The following is a 17345-nucleotide window of genomic DNA, read 5'->3' on the forward strand; positions in this document are numbered from 1 at the left end:
CTTAGAACTCGATAGTAATCTCGACATCGTCATCTGCTGCAGTCTTGGCGGACTCCTCAGTGATATCCTTCTTGAATATCGCAACAAGGCCAAGATAGATTGCAATACCGATTGCAAGGGAAACCAGGTAAGTGCCAGCAGAAGTGACAGGAAGAACTACTAGACCACCCCAAGCAGCGTTGCAGTAAACGCCAAGAGCGCCAGCAATAGCACCAGTGATAGCACTAGAAACGATGTTAATTGGCATCATGTGTGCTGGATCAGCGGTGGTGTAAGAAATTGCACCCTCGGTAATGCCGCACATACCCATGACGATAGAACCAATACCTGCGTCACGCTCAGCCTCGGTGAACTTCTTCTTGAAGACGTAAGAGGCAATACCTGCCGCAATTGGAGGAAGGCAGATGGCAATTGCAATAGGGCCAAAGAACTGTGCATTGTGTCCAGCAAGAACCTCGGTGCCAACAACAGCAACGCCGGTGGAGTATGCAACCTTGTTGATTGGACCGCCCAGGTCAAATGCAATCATTGCACCACAGATAGCACCAACAATAACTGCGCTTGTACCGTTCATGCTAGAAAGCCAAACAGTAAGGGTGGTAAGAAGCCATGCGCAAGGAGTGCCAACAACGCAAATCATAATTGTTCCAACAATCAAGGAAGTGCAGATTGGAACAATCATGATTGAGAGAAGAGACTGCATTGCTTTTGGCAGCTTGACCTTTTTGAGTGCTGCTGCAAGGTAGCCGCAGAGAAGGCCAGCAATAATGCCGCCGATGAAGCCGGAGCCAACGTTAACTGCTAGCTGGCCACAAATAAGACCGGGAGCAATACCAGGACGATCGGCAATTGCGAATGCGATAAATGCAGAAAGAACTGGAACCATAAGGCCAAGTCCAACGCCACCAATCTGGCTGAGAACATCAACAACAATGTTTGATGCTTTGACTGCACTCTCAGTTGCAATGGTGTTCATTGAAAGCATTGCAGCTACAGCGTAGAGAACGCCACCTGTAACTACAACAGGAATCATGTATGAAACACCACTCATCAGGTACTGCTGAATCTTTTTAGCCTGACTTGTTGAGTCTTTAGCTTCCATTAGGCTCTCCTTTACTAATGATTCTTTATTGCTTTAGCGTATATAACGCCTTGACTCCGTATTATTGTGTATTGTTTTCACCGAAATAATATAGAAATACAGTCGAAATGCGTCAATGAATAATTGACATGTAAATAAACTTTGTCGTGAACGGCCTATAAATAACGCTAGACGGTATTCATTATTATTGTTTTGGTCGGAAAAATAGAAAATCAATACAAAACAATTGAAAATACGGAAGAAACAAAATACAATCAATGGTAATTTCGAACTTTAAGGGGGAGTTAATGTTATCTCAGCGCACGCAAGCTATTAAGGATTCCTTGTTTGCTCAGCCACGCCAGGTGACCATGGAACGCGCCCGTCTTTATATGGAGAGTTACAAAGAAACGCAGGGTGAAGCACCTGTAATTAGACGAGCAAAGGCATTTAAGCATCTGCTAGAAAACCACAAGATTGTTCTTGATGACTATGATCTTCTCGTCGGTAATAGGACAGATACACCTCGAGCAGGTGTTGTCTCTCCAGAAATGTCGCCTTATTGGATTCTGGATGAGTTGGACAAATTCCCAACTAGACAGCAGGATCGTTTTGAGATTTCTGAGGAGGATAAGACTTATTACAAAGAGGTGCTTTATCCTTTCTGGACAAATAAATCGCTGAATGATTGGTATAAGGCTCATCTTGCTGAGAATCTAGCTGAGGCACAGAAGACTCGTATTTTCTCGGTCGCTCAGACTGATAAGGGTCAGGGTCACATCATTTGCGATTTCCCTTTGGTGCTACAGAACGGTTTTGATGCTCTTCTTGCAGGGGCTGAGCAGAAACTTGCTCAGGATGGCGAGAATGACTTCTATGCAGCGGCTGTTATTGTACTTAAGGCAACGATTGCCTACGTACAACGTTACGAGGCAGAAGTGCTTCAGGCAAAAGAAAGTGCTCCTTCTGAGGCTCGTGCTCAGGAGCTCGATCGTATTGCGGAGATTCTGCACCACATCGCAACAGAACCAGCTCGTGATTTTTATGATGCTCTGCAGCTCACTTGGATTACCGAGCTTGTACTTCAGCACGAGAGTAATGCAAGCTCTATTTCTCTTGGACGCATGGATCAGTATCTTGCACCATTCTATGAGGCAAGCCTTGCTGCGGGTGAGAGTCCAGAGTTCCTGCGTGAGCTTATTCAGTGCTTCTATCTTAAGACAAATACAATTGTTTTCCTGCGCTCTACCGATTCTGCCCAGTTCTTTGCGGGCTTCCCAAGCGGCTTTAATCTTGTAGTTGGCGGCGTCGACAGCGAAGGAAATGACTGCGCCAGTAAGCTTTCTTATTTGCTTCTTGACGTGCAGAAAGATACTCGCTTACCACAGCCGAACCTTTCGCTGAGAATGCATAAGGGTACCCCAGAGTCTTTGCTGGAGAAATCTGGAGAGATCATTCGTCTGGGCGACGGCATCCCTCAGGTCTTTAATGACGAGGTCAACATCGCATCCTTCGTGTCTCGTGGTGTTTCTGAAGAAGACGCTCGTGACTATGCAGTTGTAGGCTGTGTTGAGCTCTCTATTCCAGGAAGAATGTACGGCCTGCATGACATTTCTATGTTCAATATGGTCCGCTGCCTGGAGATTACTCTTGAGCGCAATCCAGAGGGCTTTGCATCTTTTGATGGCCTCAAACAGGCAGTTAAAGAAACTATTGCAGAGTATGTCGGCCTAATGGTTGATGGCTGTAACGTTTGTGATCAGGCTCATAAGGAGACTTCGCCAACACCTCTCCTTTCTATACTGGTTCACGACAGTCTTAAGACCGGTCGCGACATCACCGATGGCGGTGCTCGTTATAACCCATCTGGCGTTCAGGGTGTTGGTACGGCAAATCTTGCAGACTCCCTGCTTGTTATCAAGCGCGTCATCTTTGGTGAGGACGAAAACGGCAACTCCATTGAACCTGTTATGACCTATCAGCAGCTTATTGAGCTTCTGAAGCGCAACTGGTCAGCGGAGGGTGACGAGAAGACCCGTCAGTCCTTTATCAATAATTATCCAAAGTACGGAAACGATAATGACGAGGTTGACCTTCTTGGTTCTGAGTTCTTGGAGTTCTACGGAAGAGAAGTCGAGAAGTACCAGAACGTTCGCGGTGGATTCTTCCAACCTGGCAGCTACACCGTTTCTGCTCATGTTCCATTAGGCGCAGCATGCGGTGCAACTCCAGACGGACGCGTTGCGGGGGAACAGCTTGCTGATGGAGGTCTTTCTCCAATGGTTGGTCGCGATAAGAACGGTCCAACTGCAAGCCTTCAGTCGGTTAGCAAACTCAAAAACGAGCTGGACACCAACGGTAGCCTGCTCAACGTTAAGTTCTCTCCTTCCGTTCTTCAGGGCGAACTGGGACTAAAGAAGCTCTCTGCATACCTTCGTAGTTTTTCTCGCCTTGGTCTACAGCACATTCAGTTCAACGTTGTGGATCGTGCAACGCTTCTTGATGCACAGCAGCATCCTGAGAAGTACCAGAACCTAGTAGTTCGCGTTGCAGGATATAGCGCTATGTTTGTTGAACTGTCTAAGGCGATCCAAGATGACATCATCAACCGGACGGAACATGTGCTGTAAGAGCGACATAGTCACTAATATCCAGAGATATTCTCTCCATGATGGTGGAGGAATACGCACGGTTGCTTTTCTAAAAGGATGTCCTTTTAGATGCCCCTGGTGCTGTAACCCAGAGAATCTTTCCTTCGAGCAGGAGATTTCTTTTCACAAGAGCTTATGTATTGGTTGCTCGGTTAGAAAAGATGGCCGTCTGGATGCAAATGGATGCCCTTGTGATACTCCTGTTTCTGAGTGCCCAACCGGTGCTAAAAGGTTTGAAGGCACTGAACACAGAGTAGACATCCTCGTTGATAAGCTATCAAGAGACAAGGTCTTCTTTGACGAGAGCGATGGGGGAATTACGCTTTCCGGCGGAGAATGTCTTGCAGGTAGCAAGCGCCAAGAGTATGTTATGAACGTGTTGCAGGGATGCAAAGATAAAGGCATTAATACGGCACTTGAAACAACACTTGCTGTTCCGCTTGTTGATGCTGAAAGGCTGGCACGCGTTTGTGATGTATTTTTGGTGGACTTCAAGCTTGCTGATAAAGAGCGCAGCATTGAGGTTACTGGCATTGACACAGACGTAAGGGACGAGAATATCCGTGCACTTGTGAGGCTCGGAGCGACGGTAATTGCTCGCGTTCCGCTTATCCCTGGATATACTGCGTCAATTGTAAACGCACAAAGTAACGCTGAGGTAATTTGTGCACATGGGATTAAGCAGGTTGATCTTTTGCCATTTCACAAGCTAGGTGAAGGAAAGTATGAATCATTAGGGATGACATATGAGTGTGCAGATAATGAGTTAATTACGGAGAGCGAGCTTTCTGATATTGAGAACGTGTATAAAAGCTTTGGTTTAAAAGTGGTTCGACACGGTGAGTAATCGTCGAAATATATAAAGGAGTTAAGCATGGAATTTATTTTGGACACAGCAGATCTTGAGGCAGTTAAACAGCTCGATGAACTTTTGACCATCGAGGGCGTTACAACTAACCCTTCGATTATTACCAAGAGTGGTAAGACACCAGAGCAGGTTATTAAGGAGTTTGTTGAGTACCTTCGCCCAGAGCAGAAGTTTTTTGTTCAGGTTGTTTCAACTGACTATGAGCAGATGCTTGAGGAAGCTCGTTACATCTGCAGCCTTCGTCCAAAGAACACCTATGTAAAGATTCCTGTTACCCACAACGGTTATAAGGCAATTAAGCAACTTAAGTCTGAGGGTCTTGGCGTTCTTGCGACCGCTATCTATTCTGCTGATGAGGCATTCCTTGCAGCAATGAATGGTGCAGATTACCTGGCTCCTTATGTTAACCGTATGTGTAATTACGGTGACGGCATTGGCCAGGTACTGGATTTACTTCAGATGCTTGAGACTCAGGGGTTCGAGAATACCAAGGTTATTGCAGCTTCCTTCAAAAATGTTGAGCAGGTTCATGCTCTTATTGCCGCCGGTATCCAATCTGTAACCGTTCCACCAGAGGTTGTATTTACTATGATTGACCACCCAGGAACAAAGATCGCTGTTGATGAGTTCTCCGTTGCTTGGCGCGAAGCTTACGGTAGGAATACCCTGCTGGGATAAGGCTTTCTAACAAATATTTTAGTGTAAGGGAATAAGGCCTCGATGAGTAATCATCGAGGCCTTATTGTTATCAGCTAAAAGGCAAGATAAATAAAAAATGATTAATAATTTGATATATAAGAAGCTTCCCATTTGTTTCAAAGCGGATGAATAAAATGATATTTGTTCGAGCTTGGAACGGCATATAACCTAATTATGAGGTGAAAATAAAATGAAAAGTCGAGTGGAAAATCTATTTAATATATTGTGCCGAGGAGCTGAACAAATTTCTGTTGAGAAATTTGCAGCTCAGCACGATGTATCCTCTCGAACTGTATATAAAGACTTATCTACTTTGAATCAACTCTTGGTTGCTCAAGGTCACGCCCCAATTCAAAATACTAGAGGTATTTTGATATATGAAACCCCAGTTGAAATTGAGTTTTCAGAGCTGGTAAAAAAAGACGATATTTTTTATCTTGATCCAGAAATGAGAAGGCGAGTCATTCTCGACCTTGTTATCTTGTGGGCAAAGGAGATTTCAATCTCAGAACTTCAGCAAGTTATTGGGGTTTCAAAAAATACAATCCAGAGGGATTTGGATGAAATTAAAAGGAATTTCATTGGAAGTGACATCTATTTAGACACCACTCCTTTCAGAGGTATGTCAGTCACAGGTAATGAATTCAAAATAAGAGGTCTTTTCGCTGATTATTTGACAAAAGACTGGCCGTATTTATATGCGTTTATAAGTGAGCAAGATGCTGAACAGCTCAATCAAATAAAGAACTCGATAGATGAAATATCAAATTGTCTTCAAGTTGAATATTCGGAAAATGCTCAGCAAAGATTAATTGCTTACATGCTTGTATCTGCTGAAAGATTTAAAGAAAATAAGCAACTCGACCTTCCTAGCAACATTAATAAAGAGGATTTGCTGGGCAGTCCTGAATACGGTGCAGTAAATAAATGCATAGGTTATTTAAAAGAACTATATGGTGAAGATATTACAGAGGACGAGCTGTACTTCCTTTCAGCAAAATTTAGAGAATCAACTGTTGTTGGGATGAGCGATTACATCTCCGAAAACTGGATTAGGTTGAGAATTCTAGTTTCTGAATTCATCGATAAAATGGATCAGTTGGTCGCGTCATCAAATTTTTCTAATGATGACAAGCTATTTGAAAGCATACTTAATCACCTAAGACCTGCATATTGGCGTGCTGTAAGTGGAGAGGCAATATACAATCCGCTTTTAAATTATGTGATAAATGAGTTTGAAGATTTATATAGAGCAACAACTGAATCAATTTCTGTTTTGGAAAAAGGGCTTTCGATATCTTTTTCTGAAGACGAAATTGCATTTCTTACTATGTTCTTCATGGCCTCTCAGGAAAGAACAAAAAAGCCTATTGAGCTAAGACCTAAGGTTATCGTGGTGTGCCACGCCGGTGTGGCTACATCCGAAATAGTTTCTTCAAGGCTAGAGTCAAAGTACGAGGTTTCAGTACTTGGAACTTTTGGATCTAATGAAGCACAGAAATGGCTGGAAAGTAACAGCGTTGATTTTGTTGTCAGCACGTTTCCTTTTACGTATAAGAACGTCAAGGTTGTTGAAGTCTCTCCTCAGTTTGATTTAAAAGATCAAAGAAAAATAGAAAATGTTCTCAGAGTAAGCGAAAGAACTATTTCCCCAGATGAAATTACGTCTATTGTTTCACAAACGGTTTCTCTCAGTAAATCTGATGAAGAGGTCTTAAAGCGAAAACTTGCAGAGTATTTAGGTTTTTTACCTAAACAAGATAAAGAAGAGAGGTATTTCCCAATGCTAGAAGAGGTCCTTACAGAAGACTTAGTTGAGACACATTATTGTGCCAAAGATAGTGATGATGCAGTTAGAGAGGCTGGAAGATTACTAGTTAAAAAAGGTGTTGCAAAGGAAGAGTACATTGAGGCAATGATAGAAAATGTCCGAATCAACGGAACTTATATTGTTATTGCCCCAGGTATCGCAATGCCTCATGCAAGACCAGAAGAAGGCGCTCTAGGTATTGGCTTTTCGCTTATCACCCTTGAGCAGCCAGTAAATTTTGGTCACCCAAAGAATGACCCTGTTCAGCTAGTGGTTGCTCTTTGCGCGATTGATCATCAAACCCACTTGAACGCGCTTGCAGATTTGGCAGAGCTTCTAAGTGATGAAGAAAATGTCCAAAAGATATTAAAAGCAGACAAAGCTGCTGAAGTAATTGCAATTACAAGTAGGAGGTAGGCAATTATGATCAAGGTTGTAACAGTATGTGGCGCTGGTGTTGGAAGCAGCATGATGATGCGGCTCTTTACTCAGCAAATTTTAGATGCTGAAGGAATTGACGGAACTGTTGATGCGTCCGACATCGGCTCTGTAGATCCTTCTGCATATGATTTGATTATTACCACATCAGACTTTGCTGATGCACTGAGGGATAACTCTGTTCCAATAATTCGCATCGATAACATGATGGATAAGGCGTATCTAAAAGAGCAGCTAATGCAGCACATTAATCAGATGGAAGGATAGCGTCATGGAGATTTTTCTTTATATCGTCAATCATTATCTAAGCCAATCGGTATTTATCATTGGACTAGTCGTTGTAATCGGAATGATTGCAATGAAGAGACAGTGGAGTCAGCTTCTTCCATCTGCGATTAAAGCAATGATTGGCTTTACAATGGTCAATGTTGGAGGACAAACGCTTGGAATGGCGCTTTTGCCCTTGGCAACAATGATTGGAAAAGCTTTCGGAAATGGTTCTGTTCCTGCCACTGATATTGGCACTGCTAGCGCTGAATATATGACCGATCTTGGCACAGAGCTCTCTCTTATTTTTGCTTTCGGATTTTTGATTAACTTGCTTTTGGCAAGATTTACAAAATTTAAGTTTGTTCATCTTTCAGCTCATGTTGCATTCTTCTTCGCAGGTCTGATTGCCGCCCTACTTAAGTACAACACACCTCTTGATTTTTGGGGAATTGTGGCAGTTGGATCAGTGCTTCTTGGCTGCTATATGACCTTCTCTTGCGCATATGTCAATCACTGCATTAAGGGAGTTAAAGGTGGAGAAGAGATTACCCTTGCTCACTCAAGCTCTACTGGTCTTCTGATTTCTACATATCTCGCGAAAGCTTTTGGTAACAAGGAGCACGATCTTGAAGAGATCAAAATTCCAAAGCAGTTTGCTTTCCTTCGTGAGATGACTATTGCTCTAACGTTGGTAATGACTTTGCTGTTCCTTTGCGTAAGCATTGTTGCAGATCCTACATGGGTTATGGAAAATATTTCTGGAGGACAGGACGTCTTGGTCTATTCAATTCTTCAGGGTATTAGCTTTGGTATGTGGATTACCGTTATTATTACTGGTGTTCGAATGATGCTTGCAGAGATCATTCCAGCTTTCCATGGTATTGCAGATAAGATTATCCCTGGAGCAAAGCCCGGTCTGGATGTTCCGCTACTGTTCCCAGGCTATCCAACCTGCGTGATTGTTGGATTCCTTTGCAGTCTTCTATCTGGACTTGTAGGCATGGTAATTCTTGCTGCAGTTGGATATCCAATTATTGTTTTCCCAGCGCTTATTCCAACGTTCTTTACTGGTGCAGCAACTGCAATTTTTGGTAATGCTCATGGTGGTGCTAGGGGTGCAGTAATTGGCTCTCTTGCCAATGGCTTCATTCTTATTTTTGGTCAAGCTTTGCTGCTTCCATTTGTTGGATCTTATGAGCCAATCATGCGCATTCTCTCTGAGACCGACTATTGCGTATATGGTCCACTTCTTGGCTTCATTCTTCACGCCCTTCCATTCTAAGGATCTCTAATGCAAAAGTATTCCAGCAGTAATGAGCACAATGAACTAGCAAGAAAATTGGCGCTGTACTTGCCGCTGGGGTACCCAAATTGGGAAATGTTTTACCATGTCCTTCAAGAAATTGAAGGACATGGTATCGGATGTCTTGAGATTGGACTGCCAGTAAGTAATCCTTTTATGGATGGCGAGACAATCAAAAAGACACATGAGCAAACATTACCAATGTTGAATGCTGATATTGTTAAAGAAGAGCTATCTAAAGTCAGGAAGATTTTTTCCTCTCGTATTGTGCTTATGACGTATGCAGAGGGATTGGAAAACTTTAAAGTTAAAGAGCTGCCCTATTGGATTTACGATGCAGTTCTTTGTGTTGATGGCGTTCAATCCCGTAATGATTACTCAGGAATTGTAAGAATATTATCTGAAGCTATGTCGGACTTAGAGATGGAACAAGCTATCAACGAGTCTACTCATTTTGCATATGTGGTCTCAGCTGCAGGTAAAACAGGGGGAGACTTATCAAGTCAGCATGCGTATATCGAGACGATCAAAAGGCTAAGAAAGTTTTCCGATTTGCCTGCTTTTGTAGGATTTGGTATCAAAGACAATAAGGGTATAAAAGAGGTGCTTTCAAATGGTGCTGACGGGGCAGTAATTGGCTCTGAATTCATTAGGCAAATTAATGAAGGGGATGTAGAGGAAATCAAAGGATATTTAGACGAGATTTGCTCAACTTAATATTTATGAATTAGAGATTCTAACTTAAAACGTTTTAAGAATCTTAAAGCTATAATAAAGACACCTGACATCTGATTAAACGATTTAATTGGAGTTGAAGTGAAATTTTATTATGGGTTTCTTAGGCCAAGTTCTATGCAGACACATAAAAAGAAGGAAAGCGAACAAGAGATTTTAATATCAAGAATTGTTCTATTTCTATTTGCGATAACGTACTACCCTTATCAATATGGCAGAATGCTGGCATATGGGGTTACAAGTTTTAATTATTTTTCCGATTGGAGGGGTCAGATTCCTCAAATAATAATATTCGGCACCATTTTTGCTGTAATACTTCTTGCTTGTATTTGGTCTGTAAATAAATTTAATCGGTCAAATGGATTTAGAATTTTCTGTCTCTCTATTTTTTTTCTAATTTTAGAGATAATTATCAAAGTATTAATTGTGTACTTCAGTGTAGTATTGACGATAATTGGGATTTGCATATTATTTTATAATTTTTTATCCGGCTTTAAGAATAAAAGACTGCTCAGCGTATTTAAGGATGTAGTAATAATGACATTATTACTACTAATAATTAACGGTGCTGTTTTCTTTTACCCTCAAGCTATTAAATTCATTTTTAGCAACGAGCTTATAGCCGCTTTTACAATCTTTCTTGTTCCGATAATTTTTCTTATTTTATATCTGTCATTTTTAGTGTATTACTTAGTTGATTTTAATACATATAAAAATATTTTGGATAAAACAATTAACCTAAAATTAGATACCTCAATAGATACCTTAAAAGGCTGGATTGCTAAAACTAAAATTTCTCTTTTGCTCGCAATTACATTAGTTACTGGTATTCTTTCAATTTATTTCGGCTATAGAATTTCAGAATTATCCTACAAATATTTAATAACTTCCGAAGCTTCTGTCAATGGTGCCAAAAGTGTAGAAGTTGTTGTTTATGATAGTGGTGAATATTATTGCTTAGAGAACGCGGATTTATTGTCAAACAATGATGGTGTTGTTAGCATTATCATCCATGCGAATAATTACAGATGGGTAAGGAAGGATGCGATAAAGACTTATTTAATTCAAGTTTCCAGTTCTACAATACAAGAATCATAATTTATTTATAGAGAACATTAAAAAAATCTACTACAAACTGACTTAGATTATGTATATAAGTCAGACATAGGGGTATAAGCAAAACCGTAAAGCAGAAACACGGTATGTGTTCACGGTTAGCTTGTGCCCCTTTTCAGGTCATCTACCTGTGGGGTTTCTCGCCAAACGGAACACGTACATAGGAAAGGATGATTCACAATGGGTAAGATTCTTGGAATTGACCTGGGTACTACAAACTCAGCTATGGCTGTCCTCGAGGGTGGAGAGCCAACTATTATCGTAAACGCCGAGGGAGACCGCACAACTCCTTCCGTCGTCGGCTTCCGTGCTGACGGTGACCGCATTGTTGGTAAGGCAGCAAAGAACCAGGCTGTTACCAACCCTGTAAACACTGTCTTCTCCATCAAGCGTTTCATGGGCCGCAAGTTTGACGAGGTCCAGTCTGAGATCAAGACTGTCCCTTACAAGGTTAAGGCTGGCACCGACGGTCGCGCAGTCGTTGAGATTGACGGCGTTGACTACACTCCAGAGCAGATCAGCGCTATGACCCTTGCAAAGATGAAGGCAGATGCCGAGAAGTACCTCGGTGAGCCTGTAACCGACGCTGTCATTACTGTCCCAGCATACTTCAACGACGCACAGCGTCAGGCAACCAAGGACGCAGGTAAGATTGCTGGCCTCAACGTTCAGCGTATCGTCAACGAGCCAACCGCAGCAGCTCTTGCTTACGGTCTGGACAAGAAGGATCAGGACCACAAGGTTCTTGTCTTCGACCTCGGCGGCGGTACCTTCGACGTTTCCCTGCTTGACCTTGCAGACGGCGTTGTTGAGGTTCTTGCAACCAACGGCGACAACCACCTGGGCGGCGACGACTGGGATCAGCGCGTTATCGACTGGCTTGCAGACAAGTTCAACTCCGACAACGGCATTGACCTCCGCAAGGATCCAATGGCACTTCAGCGTCTCAAGGAGGCTGCAGAGAACGCCAAGAAGGAGCTCTCCAGCGCTCAGCAGGCACAGATCAACCTGCCATTCATCACCGCAGACGCATCTGGTCCTAAGCACCTTGACTACACCCTGACTCGTGCAGAGTTCGAGCGCATCACCCGCGACCTTCTCGACCGCTGCAAGGCTCCTGTAACCAAGGCACTCCAGGACGCAGGCCTTCAGCTCTCCGACGTCAGCGAGGTCATTCTGGTCGGCGGCTCCACTCGTATGCCAGCTGTTCAGGACCTAGTCAAGAGCATGACCGGCAAGCAGCCTAACATGTCCGTAAACCCAGACGAGGTTGTTGCAGACGGTGCAGCTGTTCAGGGCGGCGTTCTTACCGGCGACGTCTCCGGCATCCTGCTGCTGGACGTAACTCCACTGTCCCTGGGTGTTGAGACCCTCGGCGGCGTTGTTGACAAGGTCATCGACCGCAACACCACCATCCCAACTTCCAGCACAAAGGTTTACTCCACCGCAGCTGACAACCAGACTTCCGTTGAGATTCACGTCCTCCAGGGCGAGCGCGAGATGGCTTCTGACAACAAGAGCCTTGGTAAGTTCAACCTTACTGGCATTCCTGCTGCTCAGCGTGGTATCCCCCAGATTGAGGTTACCTTTGACATCGACGCAAACGGCATCTTGAAGGTTACCGCTAAGGACAAGGCAACCGACAAGTCCCAGGAGATCACCATTTCTGGCTCCACCGCTCTGTCCGACGACGAAGTTGACCGCATGGTCAAGGACGCAGAGTCCCACGCTGAGGAAGACAAGAAGCGTAAGGACGAGATTGAGGTCCGCAACCAGGTAGACTCCCTGGCATACAGCACCGAGCAGACCGTCAAAGACCTTGGCGATAAGGTCCCAGAGGATCAGAAGAAGGCTGTTGAAGAGGCTGTTGCTGAGGCAAAGACCGCACTTGATGGCACCGACATTGAGGCAATCAAGAAGGCTGGCGAGCAGCTCACCGAGGTTGGTCAGAAGCTCGCAGAGATTGTCTACGCAGACGCTCAGGCTCAGACCGCAGGCAACAACGGCGCAGCAAGCAACCCTTCTGAGCCAGACGTTGTTGATGCAGACTACGAGGTTGTCGACGACGATAAGAACCAGAACTAATCTGAGTTTCTCGGCATATGCGCTTGGGTAACTTGGTGCAGCAGCTGGTAGACAATGTGATATGACTCGGAGGCGGCTGGCGGAAACGTTTGGCCGCCTTCTACACATAGGGAGGTGATGGCGGTGGCAACAGAAAATCAGAACAAGGTTGACACTACCTTTGATAACGAGAATAACGGTGATGAAACCGTAGGCGCCGTTGGCGTTGTGGGAGATGGTTCCGCAAGTCAGACGCTTGATGGCAACGAGTCCGCTGCCAACGGCGCAGCTGGAGTGGCTGGCGCAGGCCGTCCGATGACCGAAGAAGAGATGGTTGCTGAGGCAATTCGTCGCGGAGAAGAGACGGCTGAGGCAGAGATTGCTGCTGACGCTCAGCGTGCAGCTCAGGAGCGCGACCGCCTGCAGAACGAGCTGGACTCGGTCTCTGACCAGATTGAGGCAGCAAAGCAGCAGGCAGCTGAGGCAAATGATCGCTTCCTTCGCCTGCAGGCTGACTGGGATAACTACCGTCGTCGTACCGCTCAGGAGCGTCTTGATGAGCGTCAGCGTGCAACAGAGAAGCTGGTAGTTGACCTGCTTCCTGTCATTGATGACCTGGAGCGCGCAATTGAGCACGCGGACAACCTGACCGACCCTGCAGCTCAGCAGTTTGTTGAGGGCGTCTCCGCAGTATGCAATAAGCTTGTGGGCGTCTTGAACAAAGAGGGCGTTGAGGTAGTCAATCCTGTTGGCGAGGCTTTTGATCCTCTATCTCACCAGGCAGTGAGCCAGATTGAGGATACCCAGGCGTATGATGAGACCGTCGCCCAGGTGTACCAAAAGGGCTATCGTATGGGCGGCAAGGACATTCGTACTGCAATGGTTGTTGTTACCCACGGCGGCCCAAAGCGTCCAGCTGAGCCAGAGGCTGCTGACGGCGCAGCTGCTGAGGGCGAAACCGTAGACGGCGCTGCCGCAAATGGCACAACTGCGAACGGTGTAGCTGAGTAGGACAGAGTAGTTTTAGAGAGGAGGCCGTGCTGAATGGCAGGTAGTAAGACTTTTTATGACGTTCTTGGCGTGAAGCGCGACGCCTCGAAGTCTGATATTCAAAAAGCGTTCAGAAAACTTGCAGCTAAATACCACCCTGATAGGGGTGGCGATGAAGCCAAGTTCAAAGAGATTTCGGAAGCGTACAACACGCTCTCTGACGATAAGAAACGCCAGGAGTATGACCAAATGCTCGCATTTGGCGGTATTCCTGGAGGTGGATTTGGTGGTCGCCAGGGTGGGTTCACCTATACCACCAACGTAAACGGCGCCAATTTTGCCGATTTCTTTAGCGGCTTTGGTGGCGGTGCTGGTGCAGGATCCAACGGCTTTGACTTTGCCGATATCTTTGGCGGGCGAGCAAACCGTCCAGTTGCAGGCAGTGACCTTACTATGTCCGTAAATGTATCGTTTGACGAGGCGTTTAAGGGAACTTCTCGCAAGGCAACGTATCGCGTGCCTTCAACTGGTGAGGAGCAGTCGCTGACCATCAAAGTGCCAGCTGGCGCTTACGATGGCATGAAGCTGCGCTACAAGAAGCACGGCGAGTACGGCGTTAATGGCGGTCCACGAGGCAACCTTGTGGTTACCATCAACGTTGCGGCTCACCCGGTCTTCTCGCGAGATGGTGCTGACGTGCGCATGAAGCTGCCAGTAAGCATCTACGAGGCGGCTTTAGGCACCTCGGTTGACGTGCCAACGCCTGACGGAACTACGGTGCGACTCAAGGTTCCCGCAGGTACGCAGAGTGGAAAGACGTTCAGGTTCAAGAACTTGGGCGCTCCTCGCGTGAAAGATCCTGCAACTCGCGGTGCGCTGTATGTTTCGGTGGATGTCAAGGTTCCAACAAAACTTTCCAAGAAGGAGCGAGACGCTCTTCAGGCGCTGCTTGACGCCGACGAGCGCAGCTACCGAGAGGAGCGGTAATGGCTCGAAAGAAGGACGACGGTCGTAACAAGCCGCTCTACATGATCAGCGTTGCGGCCGAGCTCACGGGCATGCATCCGCAGACGCTGCGCGTGTACGAGCAGAAGGGCCTGATCAACCCCGGCCGTTCCAGGGGCAACACGCGCCTGTACTCTCGCGCGGACATTGACCGCCTCAATCTTGTCTCCAAGCTGACGGACGAGGGCATCAATCTTGCCGGTGTTGTGCGCATTTTGGACATGCGCGAGCGAGCTCTCGAGAAGGACGATCTTATCGATGAGCTGCGTGAACGCATTCGCGTGCTTGAGGATGAGCTCCATGAGTACCACATGCGCGAGCGCATCACCTCGCTTGTTCGTTACAGCGAGACCAGTCCAGAGATGGTGATGCAACGTCTGCTTGGTATGCCTAGCTCCGCTCCTTCTGACGCCAACGCCGAAGGCGACCCAACGCAGCCAAAGGAATCGTAAGACGACGAGGCAAGTGTTACTAGTAAGGTGACCAGCTCTCCGCACATGTATGCGGAGAGTTGGTTTTTTGTTTGGTTACCATTTACCGAATACCGAATACCGAATACCGAATACCGAATACCGAATACTGAATACCGAATACCGAATACCACATGCAGTCATAACCTTTTTAAAACGAAATCTCTTTTAAAGGAGATGGCATGCTTAAATACCTTTACGCTCAACAAAAGAGCAAACTAATATTCTTTGTAGTCTTCTCTCTTTTAAGTAGTTTGTTCGAAATTGCACTTTCATTTGTAATGCTTCAATCCGTTAATCTTGCCATGGATGGCAATTTGTCGGACGCATTGAATGATGGGCTCTGGTTTGGCCTCTATATATTCTGCTATTTTATTGTTGACTTAATTTGCAGGCGTTTGCGCTGGTCAGTTATACAGGGCTGTCAGATGCATTTACGCGATGAACTGATTACAAAGATATTCAATCGTTCAATTCCTGAGTTCCACTCATTCAATACAAGTCATTGGCTCTCAATCCTTACTAACGACCTTGATTTACTTGAGGAAACATATTTCCGCGTCTTTATTGATCTCTTGATAGATGTCTTTTCTGGTGTAGTAAGCCTAATAATTTTGCTGTTTATTTCGCCGTGGCTTGTACTGTTCATTTTATGCATGATAGCTGTGCAGATGTTTGTACCTAACACAATGTCTGGAATCATTTCTAACAAGCGAAAAGAACAATCTGAGTCAGCTGAGCATTTTATTGCTACAGCAAATGAACATCTTGAAGGATTTGATTTGCTTAGAAGCTTTCACCTAACAGAGGCTTCGCGGGTTGCCATGAGCAGTGCGAATCAGGCTTGGGAGAAGCAGAAATTTGGTGCTCGGTACTTTAGTTCTTTAGCTCGCTTACTCTCATTCACTGTGGGTCAAATTATTTACATTGGAATTTATTTTATTGGCGCCATTCTTACCCTTAATGGATTAATGACAGTAGGAATGATGGTTGCGGCATCTCAGCTTGTTGTCTACATAGCAAATCCTATTCAAAACATAAGTGATTCAATTACTGATATGAGAAGTGCAAAAGAGATAATTACTAAAATACAAACGCTTCTTAATGAAGCTCCAGCTACAGAAAGTGGGGCAGAAAATACCCCTGAGCGTTTTGCAAATCTAACGGTCAATCATGTTTCGTATGGCTATGACAAGGACAAATTAGTTTTATCGGATATTAGTTTTACTTTGGAACGTGGCGGAAAGTATCTACTAGAAGGAAGTTCGGGAAGTGGAAAGACAACACTAATCAAGCTGCTAACGGATGCTCTGAGCCCAGATAACGGAGACATTTGTTTGGATGGTGTTCCAATCAAGCAATTCAAAAGTGAGCAATATGCTCGATTTATAATCCCTTGCTCTCAGCAAACGTTTATTTTTAACGCGACTATCAGGGATAACGTTACGCTGTTTTGCCATGAGTTTACTGATGAAGAAATTATTGATGCTATAACAAAGTCAGGCTTTTCTGAGATTCTTACCAGATATCCAGATGGAATCAATCATATGATTGACCAGGCAGGAAGTAGTCTTTCTGGTGGAGAACGACAGCGGTTAGCTCTTGCACGAATCTTTTTGTTTAAGCCACAAATTGTGATTTATGACGAGAGCTTTGCCCATTTGGATTCCGATTCTGTTCAGAGTCTCATTGATTTGATCTTAAAAGATGATGAGAGAACCGTTATTATGACGTCTCATCAAGTGACCCCTGAAATAAGAGAACACTTTTATTCCCTTGTTTTAAAAGACGGAAACATCCAGTCTGAAACTGATTAATCAGTGCTTCTTGACCTAGTTGTAATAC

General features: G+C 44.9%; 14 protein-coding genes. 13 read left to right on the forward strand and 1 reads right to left on the reverse strand.

What is annotated here, in order from left to right; genetic code table 11:
• Position 1: 1 nt before the first annotated feature.
• Positions 2-1102, reverse strand: coding sequence for a PTS fructose transporter subunit IIC (locus ACO5GU_RS03830; RefSeq protein ID WP_484930208.1), 1101 nt, complete (start codon positions 1100-1102; stop codon positions 2-4).
• Positions 1103-1389: 287 nt separating this feature from the next.
• Between ACO5GU_RS03830 and ACO5GU_RS03835 the strand changes: the two genes are divergently transcribed.
• The 13 genes from ACO5GU_RS03835 to ACO5GU_RS03895 all read left to right on the forward strand — a co-directional run bounded on the left by ACO5GU_RS03835 (position 1390) and on the right by ACO5GU_RS03895 (position 17317).
• Positions 1390-3711, forward strand: a complete 2322-nt coding sequence (locus ACO5GU_RS03835) for a formate C-acetyltransferase/glycerol dehydratase family glycyl radical enzyme (protein WP_484930210.1) — start codon at positions 1390-1392, stop codon at positions 3709-3711.
• Positions 3677-4579, forward strand: coding sequence for a glycyl-radical enzyme activating protein (locus tag ACO5GU_RS03840; protein ID WP_484930212.1), 903 nt, complete (start codon positions 3677-3679; stop codon positions 4577-4579). The genes ACO5GU_RS03835 and ACO5GU_RS03840 overlap by 35 nt, the downstream gene beginning before the upstream one ends.
• A gap of 27 nt (positions 4580-4606) precedes the next feature.
• Complete coding sequence (locus ACO5GU_RS03845) at positions 4607-5278, forward strand: transaldolase family protein (protein ID WP_314019514.1); 672 nt, start codon at positions 4607-4609, stop codon at positions 5276-5278.
• 223 nt (positions 5279-5501) lie between these two features.
• Positions 5502-7526, forward strand: coding sequence for a BglG family transcription antiterminator (locus tag ACO5GU_RS03850; RefSeq protein WP_484930214.1), 2025 nt, complete (start codon positions 5502-5504; stop codon positions 7524-7526).
• 6 nt (positions 7527-7532) lie between these two features.
• Entirely contained in the window at positions 7533-7814 is a 282-nt protein-coding gene (locus tag ACO5GU_RS03855; RefSeq protein ID WP_314008124.1) for a PTS sugar transporter subunit IIB, read from the forward strand.
• Between the two features lie 4 nt (positions 7815-7818).
• Complete coding sequence (gene ulaA, locus ACO5GU_RS03860) at positions 7819-9099, forward strand: PTS ascorbate transporter subunit IIC (RefSeq protein WP_314019512.1); 1281 nt, start codon at positions 7819-7821, stop codon at positions 9097-9099.
• A 9-nt stretch (positions 9100-9108) separates the two neighbouring features.
• Positions 9109-9837: a tryptophan synthase subunit alpha gene (locus ACO5GU_RS03865; RefSeq protein ID WP_484930216.1), complete on the forward strand. Its 729-nt coding sequence runs from the start codon at positions 9109-9111 to the stop codon at positions 9835-9837.
• Positions 9838-9936: 99 nt separating this feature from the next.
• A complete protein-coding gene (locus ACO5GU_RS03870; protein ID WP_484930218.1) occupies positions 9937-10953 on the forward strand; it encodes a hypothetical protein in 1017 nt (338 codons plus the stop codon).
• A 198-nt stretch (positions 10954-11151) separates the two neighbouring features.
• Entirely contained in the window at positions 11152-13056 is a 1905-nt protein-coding gene (dnaK, locus tag ACO5GU_RS03875) for a molecular chaperone DnaK (protein WP_484930220.1), read from the forward strand.
• Positions 13057-13179: 123 nt separating this feature from the next.
• Positions 13180-14046 (forward strand): nucleotide exchange factor GrpE, encoded by an 867-nt coding sequence (gene grpE, locus ACO5GU_RS03880; RefSeq protein ID WP_484930221.1) that lies wholly within the window; start codon positions 13180-13182, stop codon positions 14044-14046.
• 33 nt (positions 14047-14079) lie between these two features.
• On the forward strand, positions 14080-15012 hold the full coding sequence (locus ACO5GU_RS03885) for a DnaJ C-terminal domain-containing protein (RefSeq protein WP_484930222.1): 933 nt from the start codon (positions 14080-14082) through the stop codon (positions 15010-15012).
• Positions 15012-15482 (forward strand): heat shock protein transcriptional repressor HspR, encoded by a 471-nt coding sequence (locus ACO5GU_RS03890; RefSeq protein WP_484848158.1) that lies wholly within the window; start codon positions 15012-15014, stop codon positions 15480-15482. The genes ACO5GU_RS03885 and ACO5GU_RS03890 overlap by 1 nt, the downstream gene beginning before the upstream one ends.
• A gap of 200 nt (positions 15483-15682) precedes the next feature.
• Complete coding sequence (locus tag ACO5GU_RS03895; RefSeq protein WP_484930223.1) at positions 15683-17317, forward strand: ABC transporter ATP-binding protein; 1635 nt, start codon at positions 15683-15685, stop codon at positions 17315-17317.
• Positions 17318-17345 lie beyond the last annotated feature (28 nt).

The organism is Lancefieldella sp. (genome assembly GCF_057237245.1).

Excerpts from the sequence above, each read along its gene's own strand:
- ACO5GU_RS03830 (WP_484930208.1), bottom strand. The coding sequence starts at position 1,102 with ATGGAAGCTAAAGACTCAACAAGTCAGGCTAAAAAGATTCAGCAGTAC.
- ACO5GU_RS03835 (WP_484930210.1), top strand. The coding sequence starts at position 1,390 with ATGTTATCTCAGCGCACGCAAGCTATTAAGGATTCCTTGTTTGCTCAG.
- ACO5GU_RS03840 (WP_484930212.1), top strand. The coding sequence starts at position 3,677 with ATGACATCATCAACCGGACGGAACATGTGCTGTAAGAGCGACATAGTC.
- ACO5GU_RS03845 (WP_314019514.1), top strand. The coding sequence starts at position 4,607 with ATGGAATTTATTTTGGACACAGCAGATCTTGAGGCAGTTAAACAGCTC.
- ACO5GU_RS03855 (WP_314008124.1), top strand. The coding sequence starts at position 7,533 with ATGATCAAGGTTGTAACAGTATGTGGCGCTGGTGTTGGAAGCAGCATG.
- ulaA (WP_314019512.1), top strand. The coding sequence starts at position 7,819 with ATGGAGATTTTTCTTTATATCGTCAATCATTATCTAAGCCAATCGGTA.
- ACO5GU_RS03865 (WP_484930216.1), top strand. The coding sequence starts at position 9,109 with ATGCAAAAGTATTCCAGCAGTAATGAGCACAATGAACTAGCAAGAAAA.
- dnaK (WP_484930220.1), top strand. The coding sequence starts at position 11,152 with ATGGGTAAGATTCTTGGAATTGACCTGGGTACTACAAACTCAGCTATG.
- ACO5GU_RS03885 (WP_484930222.1), top strand. The coding sequence starts at position 14,080 with ATGGCAGGTAGTAAGACTTTTTATGACGTTCTTGGCGTGAAGCGCGAC.
- ACO5GU_RS03890 (WP_484848158.1), top strand. The coding sequence starts at position 15,012 with ATGGCTCGAAAGAAGGACGACGGTCGTAACAAGCCGCTCTACATGATC.
- ACO5GU_RS03895 (WP_484930223.1), top strand. The coding sequence starts at position 15,683 with ATGCTTAAATACCTTTACGCTCAACAAAAGAGCAAACTAATATTCTTT.